The organism is Aeromicrobium sp. REDSEA-S32_B7 (assembly GCF_001626145.1).
GTDB lineage: Bacteria > Actinomycetota > Actinomycetes > Propionibacteriales > Nocardioidaceae > Aeromicrobium > Aeromicrobium erythreum.
In genome coordinates this window covers 1-12246 of sequence record NZ_LUNF01000045.1, presented here as the reverse complement: position 1 = coordinate 12246, position 12246 = coordinate 1, and the positions used below count along the sequence as shown (strand labels likewise).

The window sequence follows — 12246 nt, the reverse complement described above, 5'->3', positions numbered from 1 at the left end:
GGGGGTGTCGGGACATGGGGCTCTCTCGCTCTCGGTGGCTCGACCGGTCCGGTCGGCCCTGCTGTGCAGGACCGACCGGACCAGAGTGGTGCGGGTCAGGTGCCGGGTGCGTCGTCCTTCACGGCGTCGGCGGCCTCCTGGCCCTGCTGCTGGACGGTCGAGGCGGACTCCTGTGCGGACTCCTTCACGTCCGAGGCGGCGTGCTTGGCCTCCTCCGTCAGGTGCTGCGCGACCTGCTGGCCGGCGTCCTTGGCCTCGTCGAGCACCGGCTGCGCATGCTCCTTGGCCGCGTCGACGACACGGCTCGCAGCCTGGGCCTCCTTGTCGCTCGGCGGGATCAGCGAGGAGACCACGAGACCGAGCCCGAAGGCGACGAGCCCGGCAGCGAGCGGGCTCCCCTCGGCCCGGGACGTGAGGCCGTCGACGGCACCGCTCACGCTGTCGCCGGCCGAGGAGGTGGCGTCGCCCAGGGAGCTGCCGGCGTCGTGCGCCGATCCCATGAGCTTGTCCTTCGCGCCCGTGACCCGGCTCTTCGCGCCCTCGACGCGACGGTGGACCACGCGGCCGGGGCTGACCTTCTCGGCCAGCGCGTCGACGTCGCGGGAGAGGTTGCGCCTGCTCTCCTGCAGGTCCTGCTCGGTCAGCTGTTGCGGTTCGTGGCCCATGACACGTCCTCCTTGAGGTTCCTGCGGGTGGGGTCGATCGGGTTGCGGATGTCTCGCGCCTTGGCTCGGCCGAACAGCGCGAGGGCGATGGCGGCGAGCGTCCAGACGCCGAACACGATGAGCGCGGCCCAGGCCGTCTCCATCGCGTCGTCGAGCAGGTACATCACGAACAGCGACAGGAACAGCAGCGCGAACCAGCCGCTGACCGCTGCGCCACCGAAGGCGCCGCCGGCCTTGCCGGCCTTGGCGACCTCCTGGGTCACCTCGGCCTTCGCGAGCTCGAGCTCGGAGCGGACCATCGTGCTGAGGTCGTCGGCGATGTCACCGACGATCGCGCCGATCGAGCGCTCGTCGTCCTGGGGCTGCGCGGCACCGGGTGCGGGCTCGGTGCTCACGCCGTGACACCTCCGGTGCCGGCTGTGCCGACCGACGTCGGCGACGCCGTGTGCTGGCCGCTGGTGCCGGGCGACGCCTTCGCGCCGCGCGCGAGCCGTCCGGCGACCACACCGGCGGCTGCCGCGCCCAGGAGGAAGGTCCCGGGTCGGCGGCGTGCGAAGGAACGGACGTCGTCGAGGACGGCGGTCGGCTCCCGTCCGTCGAGGTGGCGGCCCAGGCCGCGCACCTGCGTGGCGAGCTGGTGGGCGAGCTCGGTGGCCGCGCCCTGCTGGTCGCTGGCGCCGGCCATCGACTCGAGCTCGTCACCGAGCTCCCCGAGTCGCGACGACAGGGCCTGCAGCTGGGTCCGGGACTGCTCCTGGACCTGCTGGCGGGCCTCGTCGACCAGGCTGGCGGCCTTGTCCTTGGCCTCGGCCGCCACGCTCGCGGCCTCGTCCTTGGCGGTGGAGGCCACGTGGGCGGCCTGGTCCTGGGCGGTGGACGCGGCCTGCTTCGCCTGGTCCGTCGTGCCACTGTGCGCGGTGTCCCCGGCGGGGTCGAGCGGGGGCAGTGGCGCCTGGTCGGTCCCGGGTTGGTCCAGGACCTCACCGATCGGCTCGGTGAGGCGGGTCTCGCGGGGGTCTGCGGAGCTCGGCTCCGAGGTCCAGTCATGCGGTTGGGTCATGAGGTCCTCCGTGGTGGGATGGTGACTCACCTCGTACCCGTGGGCCTGGGTCCGTAACGACGGGGCACGCGCGCAGGCCCTGCGGCAGGGTCCCTGCGCCCGCGCCAGGCCTGCCGGCACAGGCGTCGCGGACCGTCCCAGCCCGGCGCAGAAACCAGACCCGGACGTGCACCTGCGGCTCCCCGGTCGCACGACGCGGGAGGGCCGACGCCGTCCGTCGCCCTGCCTGGCGCGACGGGCGGCCGTCGGGCGATGATCGCCCTGATCCCTCCCGAGACAGGACCCTGTACCCATGGCAGCGAAGCCGAACGTCACCGACCTGGCCGTCGCGGAGAGGGCCGACCTACACGCCCTCGTCACGTCGCTGTCCCCCGAGGAGTGGCACCGGCCGTCGCTCTGCGAGGGCTGGACCGTGCGGGACGTGGTCGTCCACGTCGTCAGCTACGACGAACTCGGCTGGAGCGGCCTGCCCGGCGCGTTCCTGCGGGGCGGCCTGAGGGTCGATGCCGTGAACCAGCACGTGCTGGAGCGCTACGCGGACCTGACCGTCCCCGAGGTCGTCGGCCTCGTGGCGAGGTCGTCCAGGCCGCGCGGGCTGACGTCGGGCTTCGGCGGGGCCATCGCGCTCACCGACGGGCTCATCCACCAGCAGGACGTCCGCCGTGCGACCGGTCGGGTCCGCACCATCCCCGAGGACCGTCTGACGGTCGCCCTGGACTTCGCGCTCAGGGCCCCGACGCTGCCGGCGCGCGGCCACGCCCGGGGGCTCCGCCTCGTCACGACCGACCTCTCGTGGGAGCGCGGCGACGGCCGGGAGGTCCGCGGGCCGGGCGAGGCGCTCCTCATGGCCGTCGCGGGTCGGTCCCAGGCCCTCGGCGAGCTCGAGGGGGACGGCGTCGCCACCCTCGCACGTCGTCTGGGAGCGGTCTCCTAGACCGCGTCCCACCGAGACGCTCGTCGGGCGACCGCGTGGTCGGGATGACAGGATTTGAACCTGCGACCCTCCGCTCCCAAAGCGGATGCGCTACCAAGCTGCGCTACATCCCGATGCCCCCGCGCGGACGGCGCGGTGGGGCGAGGCACGAGTGTAGCCCCGTGGGGGCGGGGCTCAGGTCGCCGCGGGGCGTCCCTCGGGCTGCTCCTCCTCCGCGACGTGGCGCTGACGCGTGTTGAGGAAGTGCCGCTCGACGAGCAGGTAGAAGCCGTAGCAGATCACCATCACGACGGGGACCACGAGGAACGTCAGCACGAAGTACTGCGTGACGGTGCTGAGGCCGAGGGGCAGCAGCAGGAGGTTCGCCAGGCCGATCAGCGGGCTGTGGCACAGGTAGAGCGTGTAGGAGAACAGGCCGAGCCGCAGCAGCGGAGCGCTCGAGAGGAGCCGCAGCACCGCGGGACGGTCACCGCGCAGGTAGACGTGGCCGGCCCACACGAGCAGTGCCGCGACGGCGAGGCCCAGGGCCATCTCGGGCCAGTAGGTCGTCTTGTACAGCCAGTCGCGGTGGTTGATCTTCGCGCTGCGGGCGACGAAGAGCGCCACCGGCGCGGCGAGCAGGAGCGCCAGGCCCACCCAGCGGGCGACCTTGTCGGCGCCGGGCCTCAGGGTCAGCTGCGCGGCCCACATGCCCGCGGCGAACAGGCAGATGTACCAGGGGTGCATGAACTCGTAGCTGCCGCCGATCGCCAGCCAGCCGGTCCAGACCGCCGTCACCAGCACCACCAGCGACGGGGGCACCAGCCGGAACAGCGGCAGCAGCACGAGCGCCATGATGAAGTAGATCTGGAACTCGGCGGCGACGCTCCACAGCGGTCCGTTGATCTCGCCGAACCAGTCGCGGTCGAGGTTGTGCACCATCAGCAGGTGCGAGACCAGTCCCTCGGTCGTCACGGGGATCTTGGTGTCCCACTGGGTGTTGCGGGGCTCGCCCATGATCGGGACGAACCAGATGAGCACCAGTGCCATGAGCAGCGAGAAGTAGTACGGCGGGAGGATGCGCCGGCTGCGTCGCTTGACGAAGTCCCAGGTGCCGCGACGGAAGCGCAGACCATCGGGGTTCGTCGCCACGGGGAGCATGAGCAGGTAGCCCGACAGCACGATGAAGATGGCGACCCCGACGTAGCCGGAGCTGATCGCCCACGACCACGTCGGCATCGCACGGTACGCGTCGCCACGCTCGCCCGTGTAGAGGAACGTGTGGTACAGCACCACCGACAGGGCGGCCAGGCCACGCAGGCCGTCCAGGTACGGGAACTCGATGCGCTTGCTCACCGAGCCAGCCTAGGCACCCACCGGTCCCCCGGGGTCACCTGCCCTGTCGTGTCGCGCCGCTCACCCGAACCAGCTGATGTCGTCGGTCCCGTCGCCGTCGTAGTCGCCGACGACGGCCTGGTAGACGGCGCCGCCGTCGAACGAGCGCACCGACGTGACCTTGGGCGTACCCGTGCGCCGCAGCGTGGACCACTGCACCTCGCTGACCGAGCGGGGCCCGTACCAGAGCACCTCCGCGCCCGGCGTCGAGCGGTCGAAGTCGCCCGCGACCGGGACGCGACCGGCCGTGCGGGTCGCCGAGTCGACGGCGAAGGACGTGCGGGCGGCCGAGGAGCCCTTCCACCAGACCGTCGCCCGCGCCTGCCCCGGCACGTACCAGAGCAGGTCGTCGAACCCGTCGGCGTCGAAGTCGGCGACGGCCGGGGCCGTGGTGCCCGGCCCGGGGATGTCGCCCTGGCGGCGCGCCATCGTGCCGGCCGCCGCGTCCCAGGTCCACCGCTCGTCCGACGCCTTGCCGGGCACGTACCACCACAGCTCGTCGCCGGGGCGTCCGTCGACGTTCGCGACGATCGGGACGGCGGTCCGGTCCTGCGCGAGCGGGATCTTCTGCCAGCCGCCGGCCCGGGACAGCCACAGCTCGTCACGGCGGGCGTTCGGCTCGTAGTGGCGCTTGTTGCGCGGGTCGAGGAAGTCGTTGTGCGGGTCGGCGCCTGGCTGGTACCAGTAGACGTCGGTGTGACCGTCGCCGTCGAAGTCGCCGGAGACGGGCACGAACGCACCGGCCTGGCGCACCAGCGCCGCCGAGCCCGACTGCAGCGTCCGGGCCCCCTTGGCTCCGAGGCGTGCGGCGTCCGCCCGACCCCAGCCGCCGTAGTAGCCGACGTCGTCGATGCCGTCGTGGTTCAGGTCGGCGACGAACGGCACGAACGCGCCGCTCGCGTCCTGCTTGACGCGGGTGAAGGCGCCGTTGCCGCCGAACCACGTGCCACCCTCGCGACCGGGCGCGGCGGCGACGGCCCGCTGCCGAATCGAGACGCGCTTCGTGCGCGGGTCGACCGTGAACTCGGCGGTGCGCAGGGTCCGGCCACCGGTGCCGGTGCTGCCGCTGGCCGTCGGGTAGGCGTGGTACGCGAGCAGGTGGCGACCTCGGGCGTCGGTCAGGGCGTCCGCACCGCCCGGGCCGTACGAGCCGCGCGCCGACGTGAGCAGCCGGTTCGACCCGGGACGCGTGCAGGGCGCCGACGGACCGCGCTTGCACACCGCGTAGCCGGTCGCGTAGCGGGTGCTCGTGTACTCGTTGCCGGAGTAGAAGAGGACGTAGACGCCGTTCACCTTCGCCATGGACGGGTTCTCGACGACGCGACCCTCCCAGGAGCCGCGCGGGGTCGTGAGCAGCCGCACGGGCTTGGACCCCTTGAGGAAGCGCGTGCCGCTGGAGTCGAGCCGGCGCGACCAGAGGGTCGGCAGGTTGCCCTGCAGGTTGCCCTCCGTCTTGTAGAGCAGGTAGGAGCGGTTGTTCGCGGGGTCGGTGAACACCTCCGGGTCGATGACGCCGGCCGGGTCGCGGCGCGTGTCGGTGCGCACGATCGGCGAGGAGGAGACGGACGAGTAGAGGCCCGTCGCGACCGACGACGCTGCGCGGTAGATCGCGAAGCGGCCGTAGGAGGAGTAGCGGTCGGACACCTTCACGGCGCTGAACAGCACCCACCGTCCGCCCACGAAGTCGAAGCCGGGCGCCCACATCTCGCGCGGGTCGCAGCCCGAGCGGGTGCGGGGCGTCTCCGTGCACGACGCGTACGAGCCCCAGCGCGGTGCGTCGATCCCGTCGTTGAAGAAGCCGCGCCCCTCGCCGTCGCGCGTGCGGTTGCCGTCGGCGTACTGCGTGCGGGCCGTCCAGAGGCTGAGGTCGCCGGACCAGACGAAAGGCAGGTCGCTGCCGCCGTGGTTCGTCGACGTCGCGAGCACGTACGGACCGAGGGAGACCGCGCTCGGGTCGGGGTGCTGCTGTCCCTGCAGCGGCACCCCGGGCTTCAGCCAGTCGTTCGGCTTCTTCGGCGACGCGCCCGTGGCGGGGACCGCCGCGAGCACGAGGGCGGTCGCCACGGCGACCACGATCCGTCCAGTCCTCATGGAGTGACAGTAGGTCGCGTCCTGCCCTCGTGGGGACGAACCGGCCGATCCGTCCGCAGCCGCCGCTCGGTGCGTCGCCATGAGTCCGGCCACAGGCCCGGGGTTCGACGTGCGGAGGCGCCGATTCGGTTGAACAGTGAAGGAGATGGGCGCGGCCGACCGCCGCCGCCCGTACCCGATCCGAAGGAGAGAGATGACCACCGTCTTCGACCCGATCACCGTCGGCGCCTGGACGCTGCCGCAGCGCTTCGTCATGGCGCCGCTCACGCGCAACCGTGCGGAGGCAGGCGGCGTGCCCGGCGACCTCGCCGCCACGTACTACGGGCAGCGCGCCGGTGCCGGCCTGATCGTCACCGAGGGCACGCAGCCCTCGGCCGTGGGCCAGGGCTACCTCGACACGCCGGGTCTGCACTCGTCCGAGCAGGTCGCGGGCTGGCGCAAGGTCGCCGACGCCGTGCACGCGCGCGACGGCCGCATCGTCGCGCAGCTGATGCACGTGGGTCGCATCGCGCACCCCGACAACAAGGACGGACTCGAGACCGTCGCCCCGAGCGCCCTCACGGCCCCCGGGGAGATGGTGACGGCCGACGGGCAGAAGCCCCACGTCGAGCCGCGCGCCCTGGAGACGTCGGAGGTGCCCGGACTGGTCGAGGAGTTCGTGCAGGCAGCGCGCAACGCGGTCGAGGCCGGCCTCGACGGCGTGGAGGTGCACGGCGCGAACGGGTACGTCCTGCACCAGTTCCTCGCACCGTCGACGAACGAGCGCACCGACGAGTACGGCGGAAGCCCCGAGAACCGGGCACGCCTGACGATCGACGTCGTGCGGGCCGTGGCCGAGGCGATCGGGGCCGAGAAGGTCGGTCTGCGCATCTCCCCCGCGCACAACATCCAGGGCGTCCTCGAGACCGACCCCGACGACACCCGCGCCACCTACGAGGCGCTGGTCGACGGCATCGCCGACCTCGGCATCGCCTACCTGAGCATCCTCGGCGACCCCGAGGGCGAGCTGTTCCAGGACCTGCGCACGCGCTTCGGCGGCACGGTCGTCGCGAACACGGGCTTCTCGCAGGTGACCGACCTCGACGAGGTGAAGCACATCGTCGACGGCGGGCTCGCCGACCTGGTGGCCGTCGGCCGTCCGTTCCTCGCCAACCCCGACCTCGTCGAGCGCTGGCGCGACGGCACGGAGCTGAACGAGCCGAACCCGGACACCTTCTACGGCGGTGGCGCCGAGGGCTACACCGACTACCCGACCCGCGACGCGGCCTGACCGATGGCGCACGTCGTGGTGGTCGGGGCCGGGCTGTCCGGTGTCGTGTGCGCACGCGAGCTCGTCGCCCACGGGCACGAGGTCGTCGTCCGCGACACCGGGCGTCGTCCCGGGGGTCGCATGGCCCTGCGCCGCCACGACGGGCGCGTCGTCGACATCGGCGCGAGCTACTTCACCGTCCGTGACGACGCGTTCGCCGCCGTCGTGGACGACTGGGAGCTGCGCGGCCTCGCGCGACCCTGGACCGATCGGTTCACCGCTTGGACGCCCAGCGGTCGCGAGGTCAAGCCCGGCCCGCTGCGATGGGCCGCGCCCGACGGCCTGCGCAGCCTCGTGGAGGACCTCGCCGGACGGCTCGACGTGCGCAGCGCCGCCCCGGTGGGCCGTGTCGAGGTCGGTGCGGACGGCCCGAGCGTCGACGGCGAGCGGGCCGACGCGGTCGTGCTCGCCATGCCCGACCCCCAGGCACGACGTCTGCTCGAGCCGGGCACGCCGGCCCACGACGTTCTCGACGACCCCTACGAGCCGGCGCTCGCGCTGACGGCCGGGTGGGACGAGCGGACGTGGCCCGACGAGGACGGCATCTTCGTCGGCGACCACGCCGACCTGGCGTGGGTAGCCGACGACGGGCTGCGGCGCGGCGACCGCGCGCCGGTCCTCGTCGCGCACAGCACGGCAGGCCGGGCGGAGCAGCACCTCGACGACCCGGCGTCGGCCGCCGGACCGATGCTGGCCGCGCTGCGCGAGGTCGTCGAGGTCCCCGACACCGAGCCGAGCCTGGTGCACGTGCAGCGGTGGACCTTCTCGCGGCCCGCGCACGGGCACGACGCCACGTTCCACCTCGGGGACGACGGGGTCGGCGCGTGCGGCGACGCGTGGGGTCCGACGTCGTCGGTGGAGACGGCCTACGTGTCAGGCCGGGCGCTCGGGCTCGCCCTGGTGGAGCGCCTGGCCTGACACGGTCGGCGTCGGACTACCGCACGCGCACCGTCAGCGACGACGAGCGGCTCGGAGCGACGAGCTCGCTGCCGAGGTAGCGCACCTCGTAGCGATGCGTGCCCTTCGCGGTGGCCTTGAGCCGCACCGACGCGCGGCCCTTCCCGAGCGCGACGGTGGCGACGACCTTGCCGGCGCGTCGCACCTGCACGCGACCGGTCGGCACCACACCCGACGAGACGACGCGCGTCGCGAGCACGACGGTCTGGCCGCGACGCACCGACGTTGACGACGCCGACACCCGGGTGGTGGATGACGCGCGCGCGACCTCGACGGTGACGGGCGCGCTGGTGCTGGCGCCCGCGAGCGCGGACCCTGCGAAGCGCGCGGTCAGCGTGCGGCGTCCGGGCTCCAGGCCCGACAGGTCGAGCGTGGCCGACCCCGACTGCAGGGCGCCCGTCGCGACGACCTTCGCGCCGTCGAGCACCTCCACCTCGCCCGACGCGCTCGCGCCGGAGACCGTGACCTGCGCCGTCGTGCGCGTGCCGAACGCCCAGCCGCGCGCGACGTCGATCGTGGTGGTCGTGGCGAGCGCGTCCGCGAACGCGTCGGTCGCGCGGCCCAGACGCAGGAAGACGGTCTCCCCCGTCGCGTCCTTCAGGCCGTCGTTGTCGGTGACGCCGTAGAGCGATCCGTCGGCGGCGATCGTGAAGCCCTCGAGCTTCTCCTGGACCCAGCCGTTCGGGGCCTTGAGCGCGGGGAGCACGTCGATCGCGAGCTTCTTGCCGAGCACGGGCAGGTCGCCGTCGAGGCCGGTGAGGCCCTGCGCGCCCGAGGACACGTCGACCGTGTAGACGCGCTTGACGCGGGCGGACGGACCGTTCAGCTTGTCGCGCTCGACGACGGCGAGCGTGTCGCCGTCGACCGCGGTGACCTCCGAGAGACCCATCCAGTCACCGGCGCCCTGACGGGGCGCGTTCAGCCGGTAGCCGAACCAGTGCCAGGTCGCGTCGGCGACGTCGTACCGCCCGATCCGGGTGACGTCGGCGCCCTCGTACGGGTCGAGGTCGGCTGCCGACGGGTCCTTCCAGAGCGGACGCTGCAGGACCGTCCAGACGTGCTCACCTGTGGCGTCGTTCGTGGCCGTGACGCCCTCGAACCCCCACTTGCCGACGTGGGCCGCGACGTCCTGCGGCAGGGCCACCTTCTGCTGCACGACGCCGGCGGCGTCGGTGCGCACCAGCTGGTTGCCCGACCCGGTCGATCCCTCGGAGGCCAGCCAGAAACCGCCCTGCGGGCGCGCGAACAGCCCCTCGACGTCGAGCGTCAGCGGGCTGCCGCCCTCGGTGACGACGGTCTCGTCGGTGATGACGGCCGGCGTGCGGGAGACGTCGACGCCGAAGATCCGGCCCTTCGTGAGCACGCTGTCCGACGCCGCGTAGACGCGCTGGGGGTCCGTCGGGTCGCCGCTGAGCGCTCCGAGCGCGGACCAGCCGATCGGCGCGCCGTCGCGTCCGTCGACCGACTCGATCGTGGGGAACGCGGGAGCAGAGTCGCCCAGGCGGTAGAGGGCGACCGAGGAGCGGACGCCGGTGCTCGGGCTGTCCACCTCGCTGGAGACCGCGAGCAGCCCGCGCGACGAGATCGGCAGGATGCCCTCCGGCCCGTTCGTCGTCGGCAGCGCCTGCAGGTACCGCGGCTTGGCAGGGTCGCTCAGGTCGTAGACCGCCACGAAGTTCGAGCGCTCGGAGCCGACGAACGCGTACCGCGTGCCGTCGATCGTGGCGAGGGAGAGACCCTCCAGCTCGATGCCCTTCTTGCCGGCACGGTCCTCGTTGTGCAGACCCAGGCGCACCGCCTCGCGCTCGAGCGTGTTGCCGGAGTCCCAGGCCACCGCACCGGTGCGGGCGTCGAAGACCGTCCAGCCGCGCGTCCCGCCCTTCCAGTCGCCCTCGTTGGCCGTCGCGACGTGCTGGTCGTCGACCCACCCGATCGCGTCGGGCTCGCGCGGCACGTCGGTGATCGAGCCGGTCTGGTCGATCTGGCCGTCCTTCTTCGTGTCGATGCCGCTCACCGTCGAGCGACCGGCGCTGAACACCTTCGTGACGGAGGCGCTCGCGAGGTCGACCAGCGCGACCGCGTTGTTCTCCTGCAGCGTCACGGCCGCCTGGCCGGCGCCGTTGATGCTGACGTACTCCGGCTCCGGGTCGGTCGGCGCGACCACGCCCGCCTCGGTGAACGGCGGCAGCGCGGACCCGTCGGCCTGCGTCAGCGGCACCTTCGTGGCGGACCAGTCGGCGACCGGCCCGGAGAGGTCGAGCACCTGCAGGAAGCCGGCGGGCAGCTGCGGCAGGTCACCCTTGCTGCCACCGCTCGGCTTGAACTCCTCGTCGCGCTCGTTCTCGATCGCGACGATCCCGCGGTTCCCGGAGACGTCGATCGAGTCGGGCTGGCCCCCGAGGTCGATGCTGCGCACCCGCTTGGCGTCGGCGAGCCGGACGACGTCGAGCCGGCCGCTCGGCTGCGTGAACGACTCGCTCGTGTTGACGACCACGAGCACGTAGGCACCGTGCACCGCCACCGACGTCGGCTCGTCCTCGGCGTCGCCGAGCTGGGCGAGCGACAGCGAGCCCGCCCCCCGCGGGTCGCTCGCGTCGCTGATGTCGAGGAAGCCGATGCGCTTGCCGACGGCGTCGGTGTAGACGAGCGTGTCGCCGTCGTCGGAGACGTCGGAGATCTCCGCGACCGTCTCCGACGACGACGGCAGGTCGGCGGGCAGGTTCTTGTAGACGGGGTAGGTCGCCGTGCGCGTGAAGGCACGGTCCGGCTCGGCGGCGACGGAGGGCGACGTGGCCGCGGGGACGGCCAGGGCCACGGCGGACGCCGCGAGGGCGGTGACCACGGTGACGGGACGACGAAGGTTCACAGGTGCTCCTGGTCGGGGGGAGGAGGATCGAGCGAAGACTGTCGGCGTCCGCGGAACGGACCTCGTCGCCGCGGTGAACGGCGCACGAACCTAGGCTGGCGGGGTGGAGGCGCTGCTGGAGCTGGTGCGGACCCGTCAGCCGGCGTGCGGGCGCGTGCGGGTGGTCGCCGTCGACGGGCCCAGCGGGGCCGGCAAGTCCTCGCTCGCCGACGCGCTCGCCGACCGCACCGACGCCGTGGTCGTGCGCACCGACGAGTTCGTGCCCGGATGGACGGGGCTGGCGCAGATGCCGCCGGCGCTCGCGGACGGTCTGCTCGCGCCGCTCGCCCGCGACGAGACCGCCTGGCCACCGCGGTGGAGCTGGGTGCGGGACACCTGGGTGCGTGCCCTGCCCGTGGAGCCCGTGCCCCTGCTCGTGCTCGACGGGTGCGGCAGCGGGTCGAGGGTGCTGCGCCCGTTCCTCAGCGTGCTCGTCTGGGTCGAGGCCGACGTCGCGACACGTCAGCGGCGCGCGTTGTCGCGCGACGGCGACACCTACGCGCCGTGGTGGGACGTCTGGGCCGCCCAGGAGCGCCGACTCTTCGCCGCCGAGGGAACCCGCGCCGCCGCCGACCTGGTGGTCCGCACCGACGACCCGGCGGCGAGGTCGCTCAGCTGAACCAGCCGCCCACGGCGGCCGGCAGCTTCGCGGCGAGCTGCTCGAGGTCGGTGGCCATGTCGGTCACGGCCATCTTGGGCCCGAGGTGCCCGCAGCGTGAGCGCGTACGCCTGGTTCATCGCGGTCGGTAGTGGATGTGGTCGAGGCGGGTGTGGTGAATCTCGACGAACTGGATGGTGCGGTCTCGGCGGGCAGGGTGCGGGTGGGCAGGTGCCAGTGGGCGTTGCCGTCCTGGTCGTGGCTGACGGTGAGTGCTCCTCGGGTCTTGAGTCCGTGGTGGGGTGGGCAGCGGTGGTGCAGGTTCGCGGCTTCGGTGGGTCCACGCTGCTGGC

10 protein-coding genes and 1 tRNA gene are annotated in these 12246 nt (G+C 73.0%); 4 read left to right on the top strand and 7 right to left on the bottom strand.

The genetic code is table 11. The features are described 5' to 3' along the window. Positions 1–95: 95 nt before the first annotated feature. The 3 genes from A6Q79_RS03125 to A6Q79_RS03115 are packed head-to-tail and all read right to left on the bottom strand — an operon-like array spanning position 96 to position 1725. Positions 96–665 (bottom strand): DUF3618 domain-containing protein, encoded by a 570-nt coding sequence (locus A6Q79_RS03125; RefSeq protein WP_286690538.1) that lies wholly within the window; start codon positions 663–665, stop codon positions 96–98. After that, complete coding sequence (locus tag A6Q79_RS03120) at positions 641–1060, bottom strand: phage holin family protein (protein WP_286690537.1); 420 nt, start codon at positions 1058–1060, stop codon at positions 641–643. The genes A6Q79_RS03125 and A6Q79_RS03120 overlap by 25 nt, the downstream gene beginning before the upstream one ends. After that, entirely contained in the window at positions 1057–1725 is a 669-nt protein-coding gene (locus tag A6Q79_RS03115; RefSeq protein WP_067855208.1) for a hypothetical protein, read from the bottom strand. Before A6Q79_RS03115 ends, A6Q79_RS03120 begins: the two co-directional genes overlap by 4 nt. A 292-nt stretch (positions 1726–2017) precedes the next feature. Between A6Q79_RS03115 and A6Q79_RS03110 the strand changes: the two genes are divergently transcribed. Then, entirely contained in the window at positions 2018–2659 is a 642-nt protein-coding gene (locus tag A6Q79_RS03110) for a maleylpyruvate isomerase family mycothiol-dependent enzyme (RefSeq protein WP_067855205.1), read from the top strand. Between the two features lie 36 nt (positions 2660–2695). Here A6Q79_RS03110 and A6Q79_RS03105 read toward each other — a convergent pair. From A6Q79_RS03105 to A6Q79_RS03095, 3 genes are all read right to left on the bottom strand, one after another. Then, positions 2696–2772, bottom strand: a tRNA-Pro gene (locus tag A6Q79_RS03105). A gap of 61 nt (positions 2773–2833) precedes the next feature. Then, complete coding sequence (locus A6Q79_RS03100) at positions 2834–3994, bottom strand: acyltransferase (protein WP_286690536.1); 1161 nt, start codon at positions 3992–3994, stop codon at positions 2834–2836. A 60-nt stretch (positions 3995–4054) separates the two neighbouring features. Beyond that, on the bottom strand, positions 4055–6124 hold the full coding sequence (locus A6Q79_RS03095) for a family 43 glycosylhydrolase (protein ID WP_286690535.1): 2070 nt from the start codon (positions 6122–6124) through the stop codon (positions 4055–4057). 193 nt (positions 6125–6317) lie between these two features. Here A6Q79_RS03095 and A6Q79_RS03090 point away from each other — a divergent pair, with 193 nt between their 5' ends. Both A6Q79_RS03090 and A6Q79_RS03085 read left to right on the top strand, forming a co-directional pair. Next, the gene (locus tag A6Q79_RS03090; RefSeq protein WP_286690534.1) at positions 6318–7394 is read left to right on the top strand and encodes an alkene reductase; all 1077 of its coding nucleotides are present in this window, start codon (positions 6318–6320) and stop codon (positions 7392–7394) included. Between the two features lie 3 nt (positions 7395–7397). Then, positions 7398–8351: an NAD(P)/FAD-dependent oxidoreductase gene (locus tag A6Q79_RS03085; protein ID WP_286690533.1), complete on the top strand. Its 954-nt coding sequence runs from the start codon at positions 7398–7400 to the stop codon at positions 8349–8351. A gap of 16 nt (positions 8352–8367) precedes the next feature. On the opposite strand, the gene A6Q79_RS03080 is transcribed toward A6Q79_RS03085, so the two are convergent. Continuing rightward, the gene (locus tag A6Q79_RS03080; protein WP_286690532.1) at positions 8368–11256 is read right to left on the bottom strand and encodes an esterase-like activity of phytase family protein; all 2889 of its coding nucleotides are present in this window, start codon (positions 11254–11256) and stop codon (positions 8368–8370) included. A gap of 103 nt (positions 11257–11359) precedes the next feature. Between A6Q79_RS03080 and A6Q79_RS03075 the strand changes: the two genes are divergently transcribed. Continuing rightward, positions 11360–11914, top strand: a complete 555-nt coding sequence (locus A6Q79_RS03075) for a (d)CMP kinase (RefSeq protein WP_067855188.1) — start codon at positions 11360–11362, stop codon at positions 11912–11914. The last annotated feature ends 332 nt before the right edge of the window (positions 11915–12246 follow it).